The organism is Polynucleobacter sp. AP-Latsch-80-C2, assembly GCF_018882185.1.
Taxonomy (GTDB): domain Bacteria; phylum Pseudomonadota; class Gammaproteobacteria; order Burkholderiales; family Burkholderiaceae; genus Polynucleobacter.
The window spans coordinates 39654-63065 of the sequence record NZ_JACVOY010000009.1 but is presented as its reverse complement, the minus strand read 5'-3'; the positions used below and the strand labels follow the sequence as shown (position 1 = coordinate 63065).

Annotated in this window: 22 protein-coding genes and 1 tRNA gene; 4 read left to right on the top strand and 19 right to left on the bottom strand. The window is 45.5% G+C overall.

The features are described from left to right. Positions 1–41: 41 nt before the first annotated feature. The 7 genes from clpX to ispD all read right to left on the bottom strand — a co-directional run bounded on the left by clpX (position 42) and on the right by ispD (position 5539). Positions 42–1400, bottom strand: a complete 1359-nt coding sequence (gene clpX / locus ICN47_RS10215; RefSeq protein WP_216219835.1) for an ATP-dependent Clp protease ATP-binding subunit ClpX — start codon at positions 1398–1400, stop codon at positions 42–44. 29 nt (positions 1401–1429) lie between these two features. Continuing rightward, positions 1430–2053 carry an ATP-dependent Clp endopeptidase proteolytic subunit ClpP gene (gene clpP / locus ICN47_RS10210; RefSeq protein WP_216219834.1) on the bottom strand — a complete coding sequence of 208 codons (624 nt, stop codon included), beginning with the start codon at positions 2051–2053 and terminating at the stop codon, positions 1430–1432. A 41-nt stretch (positions 2054–2094) separates the two neighbouring features. Continuing rightward, the gene (tig, locus tag ICN47_RS10205; protein ID WP_216219833.1) at positions 2095–3432 is read right to left on the bottom strand and encodes a trigger factor; all 1338 of its coding nucleotides are present in this window, start codon (positions 3430–3432) and stop codon (positions 2095–2097) included. 57 nt (positions 3433–3489) lie between these two features. Beyond that, positions 3490–3576: transfer RNA gene (locus tag ICN47_RS10200), tRNA-Leu, on the bottom strand. Positions 3577–3643: 67 nt separating this feature from the next. After that, positions 3644–4234, bottom strand: a complete 591-nt coding sequence (locus tag ICN47_RS10195; protein WP_216219832.1) for a malonic semialdehyde reductase — start codon at positions 4232–4234, stop codon at positions 3644–3646. 42 nt (positions 4235–4276) lie between these two features. Then, a complete protein-coding gene (gene ispF, locus ICN47_RS10190) occupies positions 4277–4780 on the bottom strand; it encodes a 2-C-methyl-D-erythritol 2,4-cyclodiphosphate synthase (protein WP_216219831.1) in 504 nt (167 codons plus the stop codon). Between the two features lie 9 nt (positions 4781–4789). Further along, complete coding sequence (gene ispD, locus ICN47_RS10185; protein ID WP_216219830.1) at positions 4790–5539, bottom strand: 2-C-methyl-D-erythritol 4-phosphate cytidylyltransferase; 750 nt, start codon at positions 5537–5539, stop codon at positions 4790–4792. Between the two features lie 23 nt (positions 5540–5562). Here ispD and mfd point away from each other — a divergent pair, with 23 nt between their 5' ends. Together mfd and serB are read left to right on the top strand one after the other, a co-directional pair. Further along, positions 5563–9105, top strand: coding sequence for a transcription-repair coupling factor (gene mfd, locus ICN47_RS10180; protein ID WP_216219829.1), 3543 nt, complete (start codon positions 5563–5565; stop codon positions 9103–9105). A 20-nt stretch (positions 9106–9125) separates the two neighbouring features. Continuing rightward, positions 9126–10013, top strand: coding sequence for a phosphoserine phosphatase SerB (serB, locus tag ICN47_RS10175; protein ID WP_216219828.1), 888 nt, complete (start codon positions 9126–9128; stop codon positions 10011–10013). A gap of 41 nt (positions 10014–10054) precedes the next feature. Here serB and ICN47_RS10170 read toward each other — a convergent pair whose 3' ends face one another. The 7 genes from ICN47_RS10170 to ICN47_RS10140 form a co-directional block, all read right to left on the bottom strand. Next, a complete protein-coding gene (locus tag ICN47_RS10170) occupies positions 10055–11239 on the bottom strand; it encodes an acetyl-CoA C-acyltransferase family protein (protein WP_216219827.1) in 1185 nt (394 codons plus the stop codon). Between the two features lie 81 nt (positions 11240–11320). Continuing rightward, positions 11321–12679 (bottom strand): 30S ribosomal protein S12 methylthiotransferase RimO, encoded by a 1359-nt coding sequence (gene rimO / locus ICN47_RS10165; RefSeq protein WP_216219826.1) that lies wholly within the window; start codon positions 12677–12679, stop codon positions 11321–11323. A 2-nt stretch (positions 12680–12681) separates the two neighbouring features. After that, entirely contained in the window at positions 12682–13242 is a 561-nt protein-coding gene (phaR, locus tag ICN47_RS10160; protein WP_216219825.1) for a polyhydroxyalkanoate synthesis repressor PhaR, read from the bottom strand. A gap of 108 nt (positions 13243–13350) precedes the next feature. After that, positions 13351–14091, bottom strand: a complete 741-nt coding sequence (locus ICN47_RS10155; protein ID WP_216219824.1) for a 3-ketoacyl-ACP reductase — start codon at positions 14089–14091, stop codon at positions 13351–13353. A gap of 30 nt (positions 14092–14121) precedes the next feature. Then, positions 14122–15756, bottom strand: a complete 1635-nt coding sequence (gene phaC, locus ICN47_RS10150) for a class I poly(R)-hydroxyalkanoic acid synthase (protein WP_216219823.1) — start codon at positions 15754–15756, stop codon at positions 14122–14124. A gap of 119 nt (positions 15757–15875) precedes the next feature. Continuing rightward, positions 15876–16637: a peptidoglycan editing factor PgeF gene (gene pgeF, locus ICN47_RS10145; RefSeq protein WP_216219822.1), complete on the bottom strand. Its 762-nt coding sequence runs from the start codon at positions 16635–16637 to the stop codon at positions 15876–15878. Next, the gene (locus ICN47_RS10140) at positions 16637–17674 is read right to left on the bottom strand and encodes an RluA family pseudouridine synthase (RefSeq protein ID WP_216219821.1); all 1038 of its coding nucleotides are present in this window, start codon (positions 17672–17674) and stop codon (positions 16637–16639) included. The genes pgeF and ICN47_RS10140 overlap by 1 nt, the downstream gene beginning before the upstream one ends. On the opposite strand from ICN47_RS10140, the gene ICN47_RS10135 reads away from it, so the two are divergent. Continuing rightward, positions 17668–18582 carry an outer membrane protein assembly factor BamD gene (locus ICN47_RS10135; protein ID WP_304608914.1) on the top strand — a complete coding sequence of 305 codons (915 nt, stop codon included), beginning with the start codon at positions 17668–17670 and terminating at the stop codon, positions 18580–18582. The two genes, ICN47_RS10140 and ICN47_RS10135, sit on opposite strands and share 7 nt — an antisense overlap. On the opposite strand, the gene alr is transcribed toward ICN47_RS10135, so the two are convergent. Then, complete coding sequence (gene alr / locus ICN47_RS10130) at positions 18583–19683, bottom strand: alanine racemase (protein WP_216219893.1); 1101 nt, start codon at positions 19681–19683, stop codon at positions 18583–18585. Between the two features lie 74 nt (positions 19684–19757). On the opposite strand from alr, the gene lplT reads away from it, so the two are divergent. Continuing rightward, entirely contained in the window at positions 19758–21077 is a 1320-nt protein-coding gene (gene lplT, locus ICN47_RS10125) for a lysophospholipid transporter LplT (protein ID WP_216219820.1), read from the top strand. 12 nt (positions 21078–21089) lie between these two features. Here the strand turns inward: lplT and ICN47_RS10120 are convergent, their stop codons facing one another. Genes ICN47_RS10120 through ICN47_RS10105 form a run of 4 tightly spaced genes read right to left on the bottom strand, consistent with a single transcriptional unit; the run spans position 21090 to position 23405 of the window. Beyond that, entirely contained in the window at positions 21090–21623 is a 534-nt protein-coding gene (locus tag ICN47_RS10120; RefSeq protein WP_255538996.1) for a DNA polymerase III subunit psi, read from the bottom strand. An 8-nt stretch (positions 21624–21631) separates the two neighbouring features. Further along, the gene (gene rimI / locus ICN47_RS10115) at positions 21632–22165 is read right to left on the bottom strand and encodes a ribosomal protein S18-alanine N-acetyltransferase (protein ID WP_216219818.1); all 534 of its coding nucleotides are present in this window, start codon (positions 22163–22165) and stop codon (positions 21632–21634) included. Next, positions 22158–22898: a tRNA (adenosine(37)-N6)-threonylcarbamoyltransferase complex dimerization subunit type 1 TsaB gene (gene tsaB / locus ICN47_RS10110; protein WP_216862654.1), complete on the bottom strand. Its 741-nt coding sequence runs from the start codon at positions 22896–22898 to the stop codon at positions 22158–22160. Before tsaB ends, rimI begins: the two co-directional genes overlap by 8 nt. 33 nt (positions 22899–22931) lie before the next feature. Then, entirely contained in the window at positions 22932–23405 is a 474-nt protein-coding gene (locus ICN47_RS10105; protein ID WP_216219817.1) for a VOC family protein, read from the bottom strand. Between the last annotated feature and the right edge of the window lie 7 nt (positions 23406–23412).

Sequence of the window (23412 nt, the reverse complement as noted above, 5' to 3'; positions counted from 1 at the left end):
ATGGACATTTATGCCCAAAAAAGAGAGAAAACCCTTAGAAATTAGGCTTTTTTAGGTAAATCCGACTCTTCACCCTGCTTATAGACCAGCAAAGGCTTACCTCCCTCCGCAATACTGCTTTCGTCTATTACGACCTTTTGCACATTTTTTAATGATGGCAGGTCATACATGACGTCTGTGAGTGAGCCTTCAAGAATAGACCTCAATCCGCGCGCTCCAGTTTTACGTGCAATGGCCTTCTTGGCAATGGCAGATAAAGCAGCTTCACGAACCTCTAGTTCAGCGCCTTCCATGGTCAGCAATGCTTGATATTGCTTTACCAGGGCATTTTTAGGCTCGGTCAGAATTTGAATCAATGCCGTCTCATCCAATTGCGCAAGTGTTGCCACAACCGGTAAACGACCAATCAGCTCTGGGATTAATCCAAACTTAATCAGATCCTCTGGCTCAACCTCGATCAGAAGATCGCTTACACCCCTATCGTCTTTACCGGGTACAGAGGCATTAAAGCCAATACCGGTTTTTGCCGTACGTTGCTGAATGACCTTTTCCAAGCCATCAAAAGCGCCACCACAAATGAATAGGATATTGGTTGTATCAACCTGTAAAAAATCTTGATTAGGATGCTTGCGCCCACCTTGTGGAGGTACAGAAGCCATCGTTCCCTCAACCAACTTCAACAGAGCCTGCTGGACACCTTCGCCAGATACGTCGCGGGTAATTGAGGGATTATCAGATTTTCTGGAAATCTTATCAATCTCATCGATATACACGATGCCACGCTGTGCTTTTTCAACGTTGTAATCGCAGGCCTGCAAAAGCTTTTGAATGATGTTCTCTACGTCCTCGCCAACATAACCAGCCTCTGTCAAGGTTGTGGCATCCGCCATGACAAATGGCACATCGAGCATACGAGCTAAGGTTTGCGCTAACAACGTTTTACCGGAACCAGTTGGCCCAATCAGCAATATATTGCTCTTAGCCAACTCAACGCCATCAACCATTGCTTTAGCGGGTAACTTTGATTCTTTCTTGTCGCTCGTCTCAACCGGTTTGCCATCCTTGTCTAACTTTTGCTTCTTCGGTTTTGGCAAATATTGCAAACGCTTGTAATGGTTGTAGACCGCTACGGCAAGAGTCTTCTTGGCATGATCTTGACCAATCACATATTGATCTAAATTTTCTCTAATCTGATGAGGCGTCGGTAGTGCATCATCACCCTCTTCTTTTGGCAGTTTAGCAATCTCTTCTTGAATAATGTCGGTGCAAAGATCAATACACTCATCACAAATAAACACAGACGGACCAGCAATCAGTTTTTTAACTTCATGCTGGCTCTTGCCACAAAACGAGCAATATAAAACCTTGTCTGCAGAATTAGTTGTGCTGGAATCGCTCAAGTTGATTGCCTATAGTTCTTTTGAATAAATTAAGGACGCTTATCAATCACTTTATCAATCAAGCCATATTCACGCGCTTGATCAGCAGACATAAAGTTGTCGCGATCCGTATCTTTTGCAATAGTTTCAATAGATTGACCAGTGCGATCAGCCAAGATCTTATTGAGGCGCTCGCGCAAATACAAAATTTCACGGGCTTGAATTTCAATATCTGAGGCCTGACCACGGGCTCCACCTAACGGCTGATGAATCATGACGCGAGAATTTGGCAATGCATAACGCTTGCCCTTTTCGCCTGCGCACAATAAGAATGCACCCATGCTGGCAGCCATACCCATACACAAAGTACTAACATGTGGCTTAATAAATTGCATAGTGTCATAAATCGCCAAGCCCGCCGATACAGAGCCACCAGGAGAATTGATATAAAGAGAAATTTCTTTATCTGGATTTTCGCTTTCCAAAAAGAGGAGCTGTGCAATTACCAAATTGGCAGTCTGATCGTTGACTTCACCAACCAAGAAAACAACGCGCTCCCTTAAGAGGCGCGAGTAAATGTCGTAAGCACGCTCACCTCGTCCAGAGGTTTCAATCACCATTGGAACCAAACCCAGTCCCTTGGGTTCTAAATTTTCAGATTGAAAATGATTCATGATGAAAGCCTTTATAAAGTAATGGTTGGCAACAATACGGATTAATTCAGCTTGCTTAATTCTTCAAAGCTTATCGGCTTATCGCTGACCTTGGCAAGTGAAGTGAAGTACTTAATAACATTGTCTTCAAGCACCAAGTTCTCAATATCTTTTAAGCGACTTGGATTGCTATAGAACCAGCGTACAACTTCTTTAGGATCTTCGTAGGTAGCAGCCTGCTCATCAATCTCAGCCTTGATTTGGTCAGCAGTAGCAGCCAAATTATTCTTTTTAACCAGCTCACTCAGGATTAAACCCAAACGAACACGCTTGAGCGCTTGCTCAGCGAAAATTTCCGGAGGAATAGGAGCATCCTTAGCATTTGGAACGCCACGCTGCATCAAGTCTTGACGGGCACCTTCAACCAAACGTTCTTGCTCAGAAGCTACAAGAGACTTAGGAGCATCAAACTCACATAATGAATTGAGCTTCTCCATGACTTCGTTTTTGAGCAATGAAGAAATACGACGTTTTACTTCGCGATCTAGATTTTCTTTTACTTCTTCACGCATTTTTGCAACGCCGCCTTCAGTGACACCCAAGGACAATGCAAAAGCATCATCAACAGCAGGCATATGCGGCCAATTAACTGATTTCACAGTAATCGTAAATTCTGCAGTTTTACCGGCAACATCTTTACCATGGTAGTCAGCAGGAAAGCTTAACGGGAAAGATTTGCTCTCGCCAGCCTTTAAACCCAAGGTAGCAGCTTCGAACTCAGGAAGCATGCGGCCTTCGCCTAAAACATATTCAAAGTTTTCTGCTTTACCACCAGCAAATTCAACGCCGTCAATCTTGCCAACGAAATCGATTACTGCCTGGTCGCCATTTTGGGCAGCAATATTTGCACCGCCATCACCATGAGCGCCAGCTTGGCCACGAGGATGATAGTGAACCTGTTGCTTACGCAAAACGTCTAACGCGCGATCAATTTCTGCATCACCAATATCCGTTGTATATCGAGTCACTTCAGCGCCACTAAGATCGCCAATCTTGACTTCTGGCAGAACTTCAAAGAACGCATCGAAAACAACTTTATCTGCATTTAATTCACTCTTAGGCTCGAGACGTGGTTGACCTGCTAATGCAAGTCCTTCTTTTTGACTTTGCTCATAAAAGAGTTCAGCAGCTTTATCGAACTGTAGTTCGAAATCCACTTGCATGCCGTGCTGCTTTTCTACTAAATTCTTTGGCACCTTACCTGGACGAAATCCAGCCATTTTCATCGTCTTGCCAACTTTTGCTAAGCGAGCTTCACGTGCTTTAGCCAAATCAGCGCGAGCGAATTCCAAAGTCATTCTGCGGTCCAAAGAACCTAAATTTTCTATTTGCACAGCCATTCTCGTCTCTTAATTGAAGATCAGGATATGTGAAGTCCAAGCCAAGTAGTAATCTTGTGGTGCGAGGAGGGGGACTCGAACCCCCACACCATTTCTGGCGTCAGGACCTAAACCTGGTGCGTCTACCAATTTCGCCATCCTCGCGATATCCGCAAACACTGCCAAGCTTAAACTTCACTCTAAAGACCGTAATTCTACAATGCTTAGGGCTTTAGAGGATCTTGCAGGCCTCATCAAAGGATGGACGGGGGTGACGTGGCATCAGGCTAGCGCTATCGCCATAGCCAATATTGAGTAAAAAGTTCACTTTTACTCTGCCATTTGGGAAAAACTCAGCATTCACCTTATCCGCATCAAAGCCGCTCATGGCTCCACAATCTAAGCCAAGCGCCCTCACCGCCATAATTAAATAAGCCCCCTGCAAGCTAGAGTTGCGAAAAGCCGTTGATTCGATAAATCCTTCTTTGCCCACAAACCAGCTTTTGGCATCCACATGGGGAAATAGGCTTGGCAAATTTTCATAAAAGTCTAAATCCATGCCAATAATGGCAGTGACAGGAGCATTACGCGTTTTATCCACATTTCCAGGATTGACGCAATCTACCAAACGCGCTTTTTCGACTGGGCTCTTCACAAAGAGAATTTTTACTGGATTGCAATTGACTGAAGTTGGTGCAAATTTAAAAACCTCATAAATTTGCTTTAATTGCTCATCACTAACGGGCTTTGATTGCCAGGAATTATGTGATCTCGCCTCGGTAAATAATTGCGCTAATGCGCCCTGCTCAATTGGCTGTGCCATCAATTGCTCCACTCTTCTCTAGAAATAATTATCAAATCTTGCTTAAGCTTTATATAGCAAGGCTACTGCATGAACCGCAACACCCTCTCCCCGACCTAAATGCCCCAGAGATTCGTTTGTCTTTGCTTTTAAGTTCACATGACTAGCGGTGACGGATAGATCTGCAGCAATGTTTTTAACCATCTCTGGCAAGTACTCTGCCAATTTTGGCTTCTGGCAAATAATGGTTGCATCCACGTTTCCAATCTGGAAACCAGCAGCCTGTACTTTTTGCAGAGCTGCTCGTAGCAAGATTCGACTATCCATATCTTTAAATTGGGGATCTGTATCTGGAAATAGCTGACCGATGTCATTTAATCCAGCGGCACCCAATAACGCATCGGTTAAGGCATGAAGCAACGCATCTGCATCAGAATGCCCTAGAAGTCCCTTTTCATAAGGGACATGTACGCCACCCAATATCAGCTTACGCTCATGGACAAGTGCGTGCACGTCATAGCCCTGTCCAATGCGAAATTGAGGAATGTGATTTGTTATTTGAGTCATGGATGATCTTTATTTACCTGCTGTCTGAAGCAATATTTGCATTAAATCCCAATCAGCTGGGTGAGTAACCTTGAGATTCCGAGTTGCACCTTCAATGAGGAGTGGCTTATATCCGACTAACTCCATGGCACTTGCTTCGTCTGTGACATCCGCCTCCAATCGAATAGCATCGACTAATGCGTCATGCAAGGTTTTCAAAGGAAACATTTGTGGCGTTTGGGCTTGCCATAAGTGTTCACGAGGAATTGTTTTTTCCGCATGTGGCAAATTGCCGGCGATTGTTGAATCTAAATCTGCCTGTTTTAAGGTGTCTGCTAACGGCATGGCCAAGAGACCGCCAACATGAGATTTTTTTACTGCGTGAATTAATTTTTCAATCAATTCAGAAGTAATACCTGGCCGGGCAGCATCATGAACTAACACCCAGTCATTTTCAGAAACTCCAGACTCCAGTATTTTTGCCAAGGTATTACGAACGGTTTCTTGCCGAGTAGGCCCGCCAGAAGGCAAAAAATGAATTGGCTTATTGCCTTGTTCAAGCTTTTTTAAGATCGGGTTATTAATAAAACCAGGGCTAACACCGACCCAAATAGATTCAACATTAACGCTCTGAAGAAATGCCTCAATTGCGTAAGCCAGCATAGGCCTGCCAGCCAATTGCTGAAACTGCTTAGGTAGATCACCCCCAAGACGCGACCCACTCCCTGCCGTGGGCAAGAGCGCATGGCACTTTGTAATTAAGTGGTTTCCTGAGTCCATACCTGATTCTATAATGAGCACAGATGTCTGATGCATTAAATCCAGTACCCCCCATACCCGCTCCGCGGGCTGGGCAGCGCTTTACCTACTCGGGACTGATTGGTTCAGCGGATGCGGCGCTAATAGCTCAGTCGGCATTACGTTACCGTAACGATTTCTCAGTCATGGTGGTGTTTTGTGCCCAGGCTCAAGAAGCACAACGTTTACTAGAAGAAATACCCGCTTTTGCGCCACAGCTAAAAACCCGCCTTTTGCCAGACTGGGAAATCCTTCCCTACGATCACTTTTCGCCCCATCAAGATTTAGTTTCAGAACGTTTAGCTACCTTGTATGAGCTTCTCAACGGCAGTTGCGACATCGTTTTAGTACCTATTACGACCGCATTGCAAAGATTGGGGCCACCGAACTTTCTTTCAGGGCACACCTTTTTCTTTCGACAGGGTGACAAACTCAATGAGGCTGCTTTAAGACTCCAGTTACAGCAGGCTGGTTATGACCCAGTAAGCGCAGTAATGCGTCCTGGCGAGTACAGCATCCGCGGCGGCCTGATTGATCTGTTTCCAATGGGCTCAAATCTACCCTACCGCCTAGATCTCTTTGGTGATGAAATTGAACAAATTCGTGCATTTGACCCAGATACGCAGCGCAGCCTTTATCCCGTTAAAGAGGTGCGACTATTACCTGGTCATGAATTTCCATTTGATGACGGCTCAAGGACAACTTTTCGTGGTCGCTGGAGAGAGGTTTTCGAGGGAGACCCTTCTCGTTGCTCCATCTATAAAGATGCGAACTTAGGAATACCAAGCGCAGGAATTGAATCCTATCTGCCTTTGTTTTTTGATGAGTGCTCCAATGTATTCGATTACTTTCCGCGCTCCGGAGATCCGGTATGGATTCTCAGTATTGGCGATACCGAGGAAACGATTCGGAGCTTTTGGAAAGATACCCAATCACGCTATGAGTTCTTAAAGCATGACCTTGATCGACCCATACTGCCACCTAAAGAATTATTCCTAGATGTAGATGAATTCTTTTCTACTGCCAAGCCCTATGCACGTTTAGTGTTAGAAAAGGAAACTGGGGCGACTTCACAGTTTCTGCCTGTGCCCGATCTTGCCGTTCACCGCAGGGATAGTGATCCTGTTGCGAGTTTGCGCAAATTGGTTTCAAAGGAAGGCACACGCATTCTGATCTGTGCCGATAGTGCGGGGCGTAAGGAATCGATTCGTCAGCTTTTTGAGGAAAGTAATGCTCCAGCAGGACAGGATGGAAAACCACTCTATCCATTAAAGCCCGAAGGGTTTGATGGCATCGCTGACTTCGTCAAGAGTGAGTCGCTGTTCGGCCTTGTCACCGCCCCACTGTTTAATGGATTTTCCTGGCCATCTGAAAATTTAATTGTTCTGACTGAAGTGGAATTATTTACTTCCACAGCAAGACAAAGACGTAAGGGCAAAGCATCGGAAAATGCGGATCCAGACATGCTCTTCAAAGACTTATCTGAGCTGAAGATTGGCGATCCTGTAGTTCACGCAGAACATGGCATTGGACGTTATCAAGGTTTAGTTTTACTAAACCTATCAACCGAAAAAGATGCACCGGTTTTTGAAGAATTTTTGCATTTGCAATACGCAAGCCAGGCCACTCTCTATGTGCCAGTCCAGCAATTACAAATGGTCACCCGTTATGCTGGCTCCGATCCGGACTCTGCTCCATTGCATCAACTAGGCTCCGGACAATGGGATAAGGCTAAACGTAAAGCAGCACAACAAATACGTGACACTGCTGCAGAATTATTAGGCCTTTACGCTGCAAGAGCGATTCGCAAAGGTCATGCGTTTGAATTTTCTGCGCATGATTACGCTGCATTCTCCGAAAGCTTTGGCTTTGAAGAAACGCCTGACCAAGCCAATGCCATTGCAGCCGTCATTGGTGATATGACTAGCGGCAGCCCAATGGATCGCTTGGTATGTGGTGACGTTGGTTTTGGTAAGACGGAGGTTGCCTTAAGGGCTAGCTTTGTCGCCGTCATGGGCGGCAAGCAAGTGGCCATTCTCGCGCCAACCACCCTATTGGCAGAACAGCATGTTGCCACCTGGAAAGATCGATTTGCTGATTGGCCGGTACGCATTGTTGAGCTATCGCGCTTTAAGACAACAAAGGAAATTAATGCTGCCTTAGAAGCCATAGCCAAAGGTGATGCTGACATCATCATAGGTACACATAAATTACTTTCCAAAGAAACCAAGTTTGCTAACTTAGGACTTGTTATCGTCGATGAAGAACATCGCTTTGGTGTGCGTCAAAAAGATGCCTTAAAGGCCTTGCGAGCTGAAGTCGATATATTGACGCTTACAGCAACCCCCATACCAAGAACATTGGGTATGGCAATGGAAGGACTCCGTGAGTTTTCTATTATTGCTACAGCACCACAAAAGCGTCTGGCAATTAAAACCTTTGTGCGCAGAGAAGGAGATGGTGTTATCAGAGAAGCCGTTCTCCGCGAGATTAAGCGTGGTGGTCAGGTATATTTTCTTCACAACGAAGTTGAGACGATTGAAAATCGAAAACATGCTTTACAGGAGCTAATACCTGAAGCGCGAATTAGCGTAGCGCATGGTCAAATGCATGAGCGTGAATTAGAGTCAGTAATGCGGGAGTTTGTGACTCAACGAACCAATATCTTGCTATGCACCACCATTATTGAAACGGGGATTGATGTTCCTACCGCCAATACCATCATCATGCATCGTGCAGATAAATTTGGGTTGGCTCAACTGCATCAGCTTCGCGGTCGTGTTGGTCGATCTCATCACCAGGCCTACGCGTATTTACTCGTTCCTGATCCTGAGGCCTTAAGTAAGCAAGCGCAATTGCGTCTAAATGCGATTCAGGCAATGGAGGAGTTGGGCTCAGGCTTTTATTTGGCTATGCATGATTTGGAAATACGTGGTGCTGGCGAGGTTTTGGGGGATAAACAATCTGGTGAGATTCATGAGATTGGCTTTCAGCTCTATACAGAAATGCTCAATCGAGCAGTAAAGTCACTTCGTAGCGGCAAAGAGCCAGACCTACTTTCTCCCCTTCAAGCGACTACCGATGTGAATTTAGGCGTACCGGCACTGCTTCCAAATGACTATTGCCCTGACGTGCATGAGCGTCTATCTTTATATAAGCGCTTTGCCGGAACTAATGATTTCTCTGAGTTAATGGGTTTGCGTGAGGAACTGGTAGATCGTTTTGGTGATTTGCCAGATCAAGCTAAATCCTTTTATGAAACGCATCGCTTGCGTTTAGAAATGACGGGTTTTGGGATTAAAAAGATTGATGCCACACCCACATCAATACAAATTCAATTTATTCCCAACCCCCCCATTGACCCCATGAAGATTATTCAGTTAATCCAGAGTTCAAAATATATCCAACTCAATGGTCAGGATAAGCTAAAGGTTCTCCCTCAGAAAGATCGGGAGTTTGAAAAACTGGAGCAACGCTTAGATGCCATTAGACAAATATTGCGGAGACTGAATGAATCTGCCATGCTGAACACTGCACAAGCAAATTAATACCCATTATTATGAAGTCTATGAGCCATCAAATCCTTGTTGCCATCTCACACTCGCCTATATCTGAAAAACTGGTTTTTGAGCTTAAGGACAATGCATCTAGATTCGCGAGGACCTTACACACCAACGAACTGCAAACAGAACATCATCAATATCACACAGCACGTTGGGATATTCATCAAGCGCTTGATGTACCGCAAAGAGAGTTATTACGGTCGATAGCCAGTACGTATAAAACTGACTTATGCTTTTTAAGGCCTGGATTTGAACCTGGATCTATAAAAGTTTTGGCAATGGATATGGATTCCACACTCATCAATATCGAATGCATTGATGAGATTGCAGATTTCACCGGTAAGAAATCGGCCGTAGCCCAAATCACTGAAGCCACAATGCGCGGTGAGATTAAAGATTTTAAAGAAAGCTTACGTCGTCGAGTAGCTTTATTGGAAGGCGTTTCTGCAGGCTCCTTGGAGTCAGTTTTTAGAGAAAGATTGCGTCCCAATCCAGGGGCTGCCGAGCTGTTGGCCGGAGCTCATGAGCGGGGAATCTATACGCTTCTGGTATCTGGTGGCTTTACTTTTTTTACTGAAAAACTTCGCCAACAATTTGGTCTGAAACAAACACAGGCCAATACACTTGAAATCATTAACGGGAAGCTAACTGGTCAAGTTTTGGGTGACATTGTGGATGGCATAGCGAAGGCTACTTATCTTGATAGCGCCTGCCAAAATCTGGGATGCACCCGTCAAAATGCCGTAACCATGGGTGATGGAGCCAATGACCTCATCATGATGAATAACTCGGGCATCAGCGTTGCCTATAGAGCAAAACCTGTAGTCAAAGAAAAAGCCGACGCGGCTTTTGACCATGTCGGCTTGGATGCTGCTTTACTGCTAATCTCTTAAGTACTTAACTCAAGAGATCATTCGTAAATCCTGAGTGTTTTTTATAGGCGCTCGAAAATAGTAGCAATGCCCTGACCACCACCGATACACATAGTTACCAAAGCATACTTACCTTGAACACGATGTAATTCGTGAATCGCTTTAGTGGCAATAGCTGCACCAGAACAACCAATTGGGTGGCCCAAAGCAATTGCACCGCCATTGACGTTGGTCTTTGCTGGATCAAGCCCTAAACCTTTGGTAACAGCTAGCGCCTGCGCTGCAAAGGCTTCGTTGGACTCAATCACATCGATTTGATCCAATTTAAGGCCGGCACGCTCAAGAGCAATTTTGGTTGCTGGAATTGGGCCTTCACCCATGATGTGGTTTGGAACACCCGCAACAGCATAAGAAACTAAACGCGCGATAGGCTTATGGCCAGCTTTCTTTGCAGTTTCAGCATCAGCTAATACAAAGAATGCAGCGCCATCGTTAATGCCTGAAGCATTACCAGCAGTAACTGAGCCGCCTTCTTTTTTGAACACGGCCTTCATCTTGCCAAGAGTTTCCATTGTCGTATCTGGCTTGCAATGCTCATCCGTATCAAAGACGATATCGCCTTTGCGAGTTTTAATAGTGATTGGAACGATTTGAGATTTGAAGCGCCCTTCTTTAATCGCATGTGCCGCACGGCGATGTGACTCCACCGCCAAGGCATCTTGCTCTTCACGAGTGAGCTTCCATTTTTCAACGAGGTTCTCTGCAGTAACACCCATATGACCAACACCAAATGGATCTGTCAAGACAGCTACCATTAGGTCGAGCATCTTAGTGTCGCCCATGCGCGCACCACTGCGCATTGCTGGTGAACCATACATACCGCGTGACATTACCTCTACACCACCGCCAACACCATAGTCGCAATCGCCCAACATAATTTGCTGTGCAGTAGTCACAATCGCTTGCAAGCCAGAGCTGCATAAACGATTCAATGCCATTGCTACTGACTCCATAGGCAAGCCAGCCTGAATTGAAGCAACGCGTGCAACATAGGCATAACGGCTATCTGTAGGAATGGTATTTCCAACAGTAACGTAGTTAATCAACGCCGGATCAACGCCGGAGCGAGCTACCGCTTCTTTCATCACAATGCCGCCGAGCTCGGAAGGCTCAAAGCTGCTGAGGGAACCATTGAAGGTACCAATTGCGGAACGAACTGCACTTAAGACTACGACATCACGACTCATATCAATCCCCTTTGCTAAGCCCAATGATTGGGCTGACTTTGTACTAAATTAGTAATACAGCTATCAGTTTTATTGCATTAGTCAAGTTTCGGCTATTAGGTCATGCCCTTGGGAGCTAATGACCATCGCACGTATGATTTCACCCGTCCGGTAGCGTTTAGAGGGCTTATTTGCAGGCAAGACACGGACTAAACCATCAATTTCAGGGGCATCCCCTATGGTTCTGCCAATTCCGCCAGACTCATCTACCCGATCAATCAGAACTTGAACACGTTTGCCTATTTTTTTAGCAAGTCGTTTAATGGAAATATCCTCTGCTTTTGCCATGAAACGAGCTCGACGCTCTTCTCTGATCTCATCGGGCACTGGATTATCTAGTTGGTTTGCAAGCGCTCCATCTACGGGCGAATAGGCAAAGCAACCAGCCCGATCTATTTGCGCTTCTTCCAAGAAATTGAGAAGGTATTCAAACTCCTCCTCGGTCTCTCCTGGGAAACCAGCAATAAAGGTACTGCGAATGACGAGTTCTGGACAAGCTTTGTGCCATGCCAAGATGCGTTCTAAATTCTTTTCTCCACTAGCGGGCCGCTTCATTCTCCTAAGAACATCAGGATGCGCATGTTGCAATGGAATATCCAAATAAGGCAAGACGCCATACCCATGCTCTGAGAATTCTGCCATCAAGGGCAGAACATCATCTACATGTGGATAAGGATAAACATAATGCAGTCGCACCCAGGCTTGATGCTCACGCGCTATTTGATTGAGTGCGTTGACCAAATCAAACATTCGCGTTTTAACTGGCTTGCCATCCCAGAAGCCTGTGCGATATTGAATATCAACACCATAAGCACTCGTATCCTGAGATACCACCAACAACTCTTTAACTCCAGATTCGAATAAACGTTTGGCCTCGAGTAAAACTTCACCAATTGGCCTAGATACCAAATCACCACGAAGACTTGGAATAATGCAAAAGGTGCACCGATGATTACAGCCTTCAGAAATTTTGAGGTAAGCGTAGTGCTTAGGCGTTAGCTTAACGCCGGCCGGCGGGACTAAATCTGTAAATGGATCATGAGGCTTAGGTAAATGCAAATGAATTGCCTGCATTACCTCATTAGTGGCATGGGGCCCAGTAACGGCAAGGACTTTGGGGTGAATGCTTTGGATTAAATCGCTCCCATCGGCATTCTTTCTTGCGCCCAAACAGCCGGTAACAATTACCTTGCCATTTTCTGCGAGCGCTTCTCCAATTGCAGAAAGACTTTCTTCTACAGCAGAATCAATGAAGCCACAGGTATTTACAACCACCAAATCTGCGCCGGAATAATCCTTCGCAGTTTCATACCCTTCAGCACTGAGTTGAGTCAAGATCAACTCAGAATCGACTAAAGCCTTAGGGCATCCTAAGGATACAAAACCAATTTTTCCCGCCACAACTATTCTTTTTCTGTTTTGGTGGACTGTGGTGTAAATGGAAAGCCGCCAAAGATATTTTGCGATCCTTGCATTTGTTCTTGCATCTTGATAAACAAATCTTTGCTTTGATCCATATAGCTACCCATCAAATTCTGCATGAGAGGGTTTTGTAAATGGAGCATTTGCGACCATGCCTCAGGAGTGCTTCCCGCACCTAGGCCTTTGGTTTGATCGCCAAGCTTGTTGTGAATATCAACAAAAGATTGCATGGTCTTTTCAAGATAGTTACCCATCAGACCTTGCATTGAATTTCCGTAGAAACGGATGATCTGCGAGAGCATTTGTGATGAAAATACTGGCGCTCCACCAGCCTCTTCTTCAAGAATAATTTGCAAGAGGATATTGCGAGTCAAGTCTTCATCGGATTTAGCGTCAATTACCTTAAATACTTCGTTGGCCATAACCAAACCTTTAATGTCAGCCAAGGTAACATAAGTGCTGGTTTGGGTGTCATACAACCGACGATTCGGGTATTTCTTAATGAGTCGTTCTTCGCCAACTCGCTTTGCTCGGGTAACCATAATTTTCCTTACTGAGTACTGCAACGCAACATCGGCATAGTTTATCCCTAGTTTGACCAAAAGGTAAATTAGCCGTGTTGCATCCCTACAAAGCCTATTTCTAGGTCATCAACCGGTATGAATACCGCCATTAAGTGAGAAATCAGCGCCAGTTGCGTAACCGCCATCATCGGAGGCAATCCAGCAGCAAATAGAGGCAATTTCCTCTGGAGTGCCCAAACGCTTGACCGGAATACCAGAAACGATCTTTTCCAGAACGTCCTCACGGATAGCCTTCACCATATCGGTCCCGATATAACCCGGAGATACCGTGTTCACGGTCACGCCCTTCGTAGCAACTTCCTGAGCTAAGGCCATAGTGAAGCCATGGAGGCCCGCTTTAGCCGTAGAGTAGTTGGCTTGTCCAAACTGCCCTTTTTGACCATTTACTGAGGAAATATTAATAATTCGACCCCAGTTATTTTCCACCATGCCATCGATGACTTGTTTTGTAACGTTAAACAAGGAGTTAAGGTTGGTATCAATAACGGCTTTCCAGGCATCTGGAGTCATTTTGCGGAAGACGCTATCGCGCGTAATACCCGCATTGTTCACGAGCACGTCAACATGACCCACCTCTGCCTTAACCTTCTCAAAGGCTGCCACAGTGCTATCCCAGTCAGAAACGTTGCCCTCGGATGCGATGAAGTCATAGCCCAAAACTTTTTGCTCTGCAATCCAACGGTCCTTACGCGGAGAATTTGGACCGCAACCAGCGATTACCTTAAATCCATCTTTTGCTAAGCGTTGGCAAATAGCGGTACCGATACCACCCATGCCACCAGTTACATATGCGACTTTTTGAGACATTACTTTCCCCTTGTAAAAAACACTCGTTAATTAGTTAACTGCTGGCGCTGCTTTTTCTTTTACATACACTCCAGGCGCTGGTTCCATCTTTTGATACTTTGCATTGCCAAAGATCTTGCTGGCAGGTTTTTGCTCTCCAGCAAATTGCTCAAGCCATTTAGTGTAGTTAGGCCACCAACTTCCCGTTATTTGTTTCGCACCTTCTAACCACTCTTGGGCGGTTGGAGTAATCTTGTTGTTTTCAAAGTAGTAGCGTTTATTTTTAGCGGGAGGATTAATGACGCCCGCAATATGTCCAGATGCACCTAAGACAAAACGATTCTTACCCTTGAGAATGTGGGTTGATTCATAAGCAGATTGCCAGGGAACAATATGATCTTCCTGCGACGCATATAAATAAGCAGGGCATTTAATCTTGCCCAAATCTATTTTTTCGCCACAGATCGTTACCTTTCCAGGTTTGATTAAATCATTCTGCAAATAAGTGTGACGCAGGTACCAGCAGTACATTGCACCCGGTAGGTTGGTGGAATCGCCGTTCCAATACAGCAAATCAAACGGTGGCGGTGAATTACCTTTGAGGTAGTTCTCAACAACATAGTTCCAAACTAAATCATTGGGGCGAAGAAATGAAAAGGTGTTACCTAAATCCAGGCCAGACATCATGCCGAACTTCCCGCCCTTACCGCCGATGGTGTTCTCACGTAACTCGACCATGCCTTCATCAATAAAGACATCCAGAATTCCGGTATTGGTGAAATCCAATAAGGTAGTGAATAGCGTTAAGCTGGCTGCAGGATGCTCGTTACGCGCAGCCAATACAGCGAGCGCTGAGGTCGTCAAAGTGCCACCAACACAAAAGCCTAATATATTGATTTGCTTGCTGTTGCCAATGTCTTGGACAACTTCAATCGCCTTGATGACACCATTGCCTACGTAGTCATCCCAGGAAACTTTGGCCATTGACGCATCCGGATTTTTCCAGGAAACCAAAAATACCGTGTGGCCCTGAGAAACCATGTGGCGCACAACAGAGTTATCTGGCTGCAAATCCAAGATGTAATATTTGTTGATGCAAGGAGGCACCATTAAATAGGGGCGCTCAAATACTGTTTCCGTAAGTGGTGTGTATTGAATTAATTCAAATAATTCGTTACGAAAAACAACATGCCCTTCTGTGGTTGCAATATTCTTCCCAACTTCAAAAGCGCTTTCATCCGTTATAGAAACTTTGCCCTTCTTCATATCACCAAGAAGGTTCACGATTCCTTTTTGAATCGATTGGCCCTGGGTGCTAATAATGTTTTCTAGAACCTCGGGATTGGTCGCAATAAAATTCGATGGAGAAAGTGCATCAATCATTTGCTCGGTTGTGAACAAGATTTTCTGCTTAGATTTCTCATCCGTTTCGACCGCATTCGCTAAGGCCATCAAATGCTTAGAATTTAAAAGATAGGTTGCTGCGATCACCTTGCTCCAAGATGAGTGCCAAGCTTTTCCAGCAAAACGCCGATCCTTCACTTCAATTGCTTCGGGATTCGTGGCAATGTGAGCCAACTCTGTGAAATATTCTTTTTGAATTTCCGTCAGACGTTCTGGCGGAATTAGCGCCATATGATGCGGCGCCAAAGATGGCGTTGCACCTGTATTCATTCCTGCAAACATAGTAGTCTCTTCATTTAATAAGAGACATTCTCCATCCATAAGGGATATAGGGTTATACGCAATAACCCTAGCCCTAGGGCAAAGCTAGTGAATACCCGCACTAAAGATCCAAACTTGATTTATTCCGAGATCCAAATCAAGGATGCTGAACGCCCTGTCACCCTATCTCGTCGATAGGAAAAAAATTGCTGATTGTCATGAAAGGTACACATCTGTCCGCCAGCAATCCGCATGAGTCCAACGGCCCGTAAACGAGCAGCAGCTAAAGCGTATAGATTGGCCAGATATTTTCCTGGCTTACCAGCAATCGGGACAAAATCGGACGATTCGACTTGGATGCCAGAATTTGTAAAAGCTTGATAGACATCGTCACCCACCTCAAATGCATTAGGCCCGATTGCAGGACCAAACCAAGCGTACACATCGCTAGCCACTAGATGCTTTTCAAGCAAGAGCATTTCTTTGACGGTATTTTCCAATACGCCGTTGCAAAGACCCCTCCAGCCTGCATGTGCTGCCCCTACGACAGAACCATCCTTAGTGGCAAATAAAACAGGCAAGCAATCTGCAGTCAAAATGGCTAAAACTTCATTAGGAGTCTTAGTAACAATCGCATCAGCTTCAATAGGACTACTTAAGCCTACAGAACGACTCTTGGGATTGCTCACAGTGACGCCATGGATTTGTTTGAGCCAAATGGGCTCTGATGGCAGTTGCGTTCTCAGCAATTCCCGATTCTTCAAAACTTGAATATGCTCATCACCAACGTGATCACCTAAATTAAGGGATCCATAAGGAGTTTGACTAAAGCCACCTATACGAGTGGTTGACAGGGCATGAACCGAACTCGGAACTTGCCATTGTGGTCTGATGAATTCCATTACGCTCGATCGTTTTTGATGGAGGCTAAGAGTGCTTCCTCTTTTGGTAAATCGTCAGTCGTCATCCCTAATTGAGGAATCATTTGAATTAGATCTTCTGGAGGCAATTTAAACCAAGTCATCACTTCATGTGTCACGGGGTGCTCAAGACTCAAGGCGTAAGCATGCAGAGCCTGCCGCCCTAGGGTAAGCGACTTAGCGGCACCAGGTGTTTTTTTTCTGTAGACGGGATCACCCAGCAAAGGGAAGCCCAGTGATTCCAAGTGAACTCGAATTTGATGTGTGCGCCCCGTCTCTAATCGACATTCCAATAAAGCCAATGTGGATTCATTAAAGGATCCTTTAGCAAGACGTCTAAATAGTGTTGCTGCGGGTTTGCCTTGCGGACTACCAGCAGCCATTTTTAATCGATCACGTTGATCACGACCAACCGTTGCCAATACCTTGCCTTGACTTGGCGCGTCGCCCCATACCCAAGCCAAATATCTGCGACCGACGGTTCGCTCTTGGAGTTGTTTAACCAAAGATGTTTGAGCTTGTGATGTTCTTGCCACCACCATTAACCCAGAAGTATCTTTATCTAATCGGTGCACGATGCCGGCGCGTGGCAAAGTCTTTAACTCCGGAAAACGAAATAGCAGGCCATTCAATAAGGTACCAGTCCAATTGCCGGCAGCGGGGTGCACTACTAAGCCCGGAGGCTTATTAATCACAATTAAGGAGGAGTCCTCATAAACCACATCCAAAGGAATGTCTTCTGGAGCAAAGGCATACTGTTCAGGCATTTCTTGCGGAAATACCTTAACGCTCTCGCCTCCATGAAGCAAATATCGGGCTTTTGTCACCCTACCATCGACCGTAACGGCTCCAGCCTCGACCCAAGCCTTTAAGCGATTACGGGAATAATCAGGCAAATAAGTCGCCAAAGCCTTATCCAGGCGTTCTCCCGCCATATCTTGAGAAATCTCTAATGAGATGAAATCTTCTTCATCGATATAATCAATGGGATTCGAATCAGGAGTTTGCGGCAATGCCACGCTTAAAAGGCCTTTCAGTTATGTCCGATGCAGTTTCAGACGCCAGTTTAAGGCTTGCTGTGGATTCTGCTCCATCTAAATTTAGAACGCCCTCAATATTCAAGAGTGTAGGTCTCTTTATAGTCGGCTTCTCCATTTTGGTGGCTCTTGCTGGATGCGCTGGTAGCGATGGACAAAAAGACGATACCGATATCTGGTCGGAATCCAAACTCTACTCAGAAGCTACTGATAAATTAAATAGCGCTGATTTTGCGAAGTGCGGAAAGTATTTTGAGAAGTTAGAGGCTCGCTTTCCTTTTGGTCCTTACTCTCAACAAGCGCAGATTAACGCAGCTTACTGTTATTGGAAAGCTCAAGATACTCCACAAGCTTTGGTGGCGATAGATCGATTTATCAAACTCCACCAAGGTAGCGATAACTTAGACTACGCCTACTATTTAAAAGGACTTATTACTTTTAATGACGATCTAGGATGGCTTGGTAGATTCACGGGACAAGATCTTAGTGAGCGTGACCCTAAGGCTGCCAAAGATGCCTTTGAGTCATTTAAGATTGTTGCAGAGCGATTCCCAAATAGTAAATATGCTCCAGACTCATTGGATCGCATGCGCTACATCGTAAACTCCTTAGCTGAGGCCGATGTTATTGTTGCGCGCTTCTATTATCAGCGCGGCGCCTATCTTGCCGCCGCCAACCGCGCTCAATTGGTTATTCGTGATTATGATCGTGCTCCAGCAGTTGAAGAGGCCCTTTATTTATTGTTCAAGTCCTATGAAAAATTGGGCATGGTTGAACTCAGTAGCGATACTGCTCGAGTGTTTGCACTCAACTTTCCGGATAGCCCAATGCTGCAGACTGGACAGCGGGCCAAGAAAGAGCGTGAGTGGTGGCAAATCTGGAACAAGTAATTATTTAATTTTTACTGGGACACGCGGAGCAAGCGCGCAGAGCAGCTCATAACCAATCGTTCCACTCATTTGCGCCACGGTATCTACCGGGACCTGATCACCCCATAACTCGACAACGCTTCCTATTTTTGCATTGGGAGCATTGCGAAGATCGATTGAAAGCATGTCCATTGAGACGTTTCCAACGATTGGACAAATCAGACCCGAACCATTTGCATCACCATCGGCTAACCAAACTGGTGTGCCGTCTTGAGCTTGTCGTGGATAGCCATCTGCATATCCACATGCCACTATGCCTACCCGCATAGTCTCTGGCGCTTCAAAGCGTCCGCCATAGCCGATGCGGTCACCCTTTTGCAGTTCTTGAATATCAATAATTTCGCTGTGAAGTTGCATTGCTGCTTTTAGATGTGCATGCGCTATGTCTTCCTGAGAGCCAGTTGGCGAAGCTCCGTAAAGCATGATCCCGGGACGAACCCAATCTCCGAGAGCATTGCGGTGCCAGAGAATGGTTGCTGAATTAGCAAGCGATGTAGGGGCTTCAAGACCTTCAATAGTTTCGCTAAATACTTCCATCTGGCTGCCAACCGTAGGTTGTTGATCTGCTTGGTCAGCATTTGCAAAGTGAGTCATGTGATGCAGGTGATAACCAGCTGAATGAAGGCGATGAAATGCTGTTCGATAGGCCTTAGGCTTAAAACCTAAACGATTCATGCCTGAATTCATTTTCAGAAAGACATTAAAGGGCTTATGGGCTTTTCCTTCAAATCCTTCTAGCCATTGAAGCTGGGTTTCGCAATGCACGACCAGATCACAATTTAGTTCCTGAGCTAATAGCAGCTCATTCTCATGAAATAGGCCCTCTAGAAGCAAGATACGACCTCTCCACCCCTGCTGCCTTAGCCAGCGTGCATCCTCTATATCCAGAAGTGCAAAACCGTCAGCGGACGATAAGCCCTTAAAGGCGGATTCAAAGGAATGTCCATAGGCCCTAGCCTTAATAACAGCCCAGATTTTCGATTCTGGAGCTAATTCTCGAACTCTGTTTAAATTATGTTGGAAGGCCTCAGTGTGTATAGATGCCAAAATTGGTCTATTTATCATGCTGTTAGCTTGACTACCCATATTCACCCCTCCTTTCATGCTTTAATTGCAGTAATGACTAGATTGTACGAATGAACCGTAGTTTTTACATCATTATGGCGGCGCAATTTTTTTCGTCGCTTGCTGATAACGCCCTCCTGATTGCGGCTATAGCCCTTTTGGTCCAGCTTAATGCTCCGGCCTGGATGACGCCGCTACTCAAATTGTTCTTCGTATTATCTTATGTGCTGCTGGCAGCCTTTGTTGGCGCCTTTGCGGATTCCCGCCCTAAAGGGAATGTCATGTTTATTACCAACACCATTAAGTTTATTGGGTGTGTTGCCATGCTCTTTAGCGTTCACCCCTTGATGTCCTATGCCATCGTCGGCTTGGGTGCAGCAGCTTATTCACCAGCCAAGTATGGCATCTTGACCGAACTACTACCTCCAGAGAAATTAGTTGCTGCCAATGGCTGGATTGAAGGTCTTACTGTGAGCTCTATTATTTTAGGAACGGTGCTGGGTGGAGTCTTGATCAGCAGCACCGTTTCTAAAAGCTTATTGGCTTGGGACATGCCAACCCTAGACACAGGCATTGATACACCGGCTGAGTCGGCCATCCTCATCATCATGATGATTTATGTTGTTGCGGCGCTGATTAACTTAAAGATTCCAGACACCGGGGCGCGTTACGTATCTCAAAAAACCAACCCGATTGAGCTCATTAAGGACTTCTCCGTCTGCTTCAAAACACTTTGGAATGATCGCCTTGGACAAATCTCGCTAGCTGTAACCACCTTATTTTGGGGCGCAGGTGCAACCTTGCAATTTATCGTCATTAAGTGGGCACAAGTAGCCCTGCATATGAATCTTTCGCAAGGCGCCATATTGCAAGCGATTTCTGCGGTTGGCGTTGCTGGCGGCGCAATGTGGGCAGCCTGGCGCATACCTTTAAGACATTCACTAAGAGTGTTGCCTTACGGCGTTGCCATGGGTTTTGTAGTTTGCATCTTAGCAATCTACAACTCTGACATGCTGCCAAACACCACACTGATGACCATTGGCAAATTAGAAGTGTCCTTAAATTTACTGCCTGCCTATTTCTTGTTAATCCTCGTAGGATGGTTAGCTGGATATTTCGTCGTTCCGATGAATGCGCTCTTACAACATCGAGGACACGTCCTCATGTCAGCAGGTCATTCGATTGCTGTCCAGAACTTTAATGAAAACATTTCTGTACTCACAATGCTGTTGGTATATTCGCTACTCATTTGGCTCGATGCCCCAATTCAATTTGTGATCATTGGATTTGGTCTAGCAGTCAGTGCGATTATGTGGCTAGTAATTAAGCGTCACGCCCGGAACCAAGCGGAATATGACTCTATGCACCTCATCGGTGAACATAAGCATTAACTTCAAAAGCTTTTAAATATTAAGCAGTACCGATTTGGCTAGCAATAGATCCTGCCAAAGAAGCGCTTTGTCTTTAGGTTTTGATAAAAAATGGGTCAATTCGAATGAGGCTAACACAGGAATTTCTTCGTTGCCATCACCACTCATTGCTAAAACAGTTTCGCGTAATTGCGGCACTGAATCACGTTCACCTGTAATTTTTTGAACTGCCGCCGATCCAAAAGCCATAGCAACTACAGGAATGTTTGCATCGGATGCTTGAAGGACCTTAGCTAGATCCGTAGGTTTTAACCAAGTCCATTCGGATGCGGTTAAACCTAAGAGACGAATTATGTTCTGAAACAAGATCTGAGCATCGCCTTGAGGTTGATCACCAAAAAACCACCAATGAAATCTTTGAGGAGTGGTTGCATCGCCTAAGGACTCGGAGCCCTCTGGGATAGCTGCATTAACAGATAATTCGCTAGGGGCTTGCGCGCTCGCACCCGCATGATCGCGAGAGGTCCATTCCGTGATACCCATTTCTTTTAGGAAGCTTGAATGCATATTGCTCATTATCCTAGCTTAATCGATTTAGCCATTACCAGCGCATCTTCTCGGGCGCCTGTCTGCTCGTTAGCTGGATAGTAGTTTTTGCGTATTCCAATTTGTTCGTAACCCAGCTTTTGATACAAATTGAGTGCGCCTGTATTTGTTGGGCGTACCTCCAACAATATTCTGGGTATATTTTGTTGGGCTGCAACACCCTCAATTGCCGCCATCATCCTGGCTCCAAGCCCCAATTTTCGCAATTTTGGCGACACCGTAATATTAAGTAAATGCAACTCATCTACAGCCGGAAAGAGAATGCAATATGCCCAGAGGACATCTGGATCTAGGAATGACCCCTTGATAGCCTGATCTACCTGCGGGCGGATGCAGTAGGCCCAATGTCCAGCAGCCAGAGAATCAGCAAAGTTACCTCTGGTCCACGGATGAAGATGTGAAACAGCCTCAATAGCCAAAACAGCCTCTAAGTCTACTGCCTGCATCGGCAAAAAAGAGAGCTCCGATACACCTTCCGTTGGGACATCCTCATGCTCAGACATTGGGGGAACCAGATTCTAGATTTTCAAGGCGCTCGAGTGTCGTCAATGCTACTTTATTGCGGATATACAGAGGCTCAAGAAGATGCACATCAATCTGACGACCACTGATCCATTGGAACTTAGCGAACTCTAATATCCCCAAGGCACTGATACTAATATCTGGCTCTAGATGAGATTTAGGAATCATGGATTTGATCCTTGAGAATAAACGGTCGCCAAATTCTTTTAACGCACTCCCAGCAACATACTCCACTCCATCTAGTTCAATGGCCTCTGGTTTTGATAAACGGATTTCACCAAGACGGTTTGGAATCGCACCATCACAGACTTGATAGCGAGCCCAATAAGTTTCATCCATGCGGGCATCTATTGCTACGATGAAATTTTTTGGGCTAGCAGATATAAATTGATCGGTGTGAACTAGTTGAAAAGCTATCGCATCAAGAGAGGCAACAGGTATCACTGGTATTTGCGTAGCAATCGCAAGACCTTGAACAGCAGCTACGCCCAAACGAACGCCAGTGAATGCGCCAGGACCGACGCCGATAGCAATCGCATCTAAGTCTTGAAGGGATATCTTGGCTTGAGTGAATAATTCGTTAACCCAAGGAAGCAGGAGTTGACTAGCCCCAGCCGATACCGGCTCATGCTTTATGAATGGTGGCTCATCACCTAAAGATAAAGCCACCGAACACCACGCTGAGGAGGTATCGATGGCTAATATACGGGTCAATGGAAACTCTTTTAGATTAAATACAAGACCTCATTATGAACTTAATCCTGCAATCACTTCAGGAGGTGCCTGCACCAACTCAATTAATACACCCTCACCGCTAAATGGAAACTCCTCATTACCCTTTGGGTGGACAAAGGTGATGTCAAAACCGCCTGCGCCGGCACGAATACCGCCAGGAGCAAATCGCAGACCATTGGCGGAGAGCCACTCTACTGCTTTGGGCAAATCATCAACCCAGAGGCCAATATGATTTAAAGGAGTCTGATGAACTGCGGGCTTCCTCTCCATATCCAGTGGTTGCATGAGATCCACCTCAATCTCATGAGCGCCCGATCCAATGGCGCAGATATCTTCATCCACGTTTTCACGTTCAGAAACAAAAGTACTCTTGTACTGGAAGCCCAGCAAATCAACCCAAAGTTTCTTGAGTCGATTTTTATCCTGGCCACCAATCGCGATTTGCTGAATTCCGAGAATTTTGAATGGTTTTTTAGTTGCCGTCATCACTCCC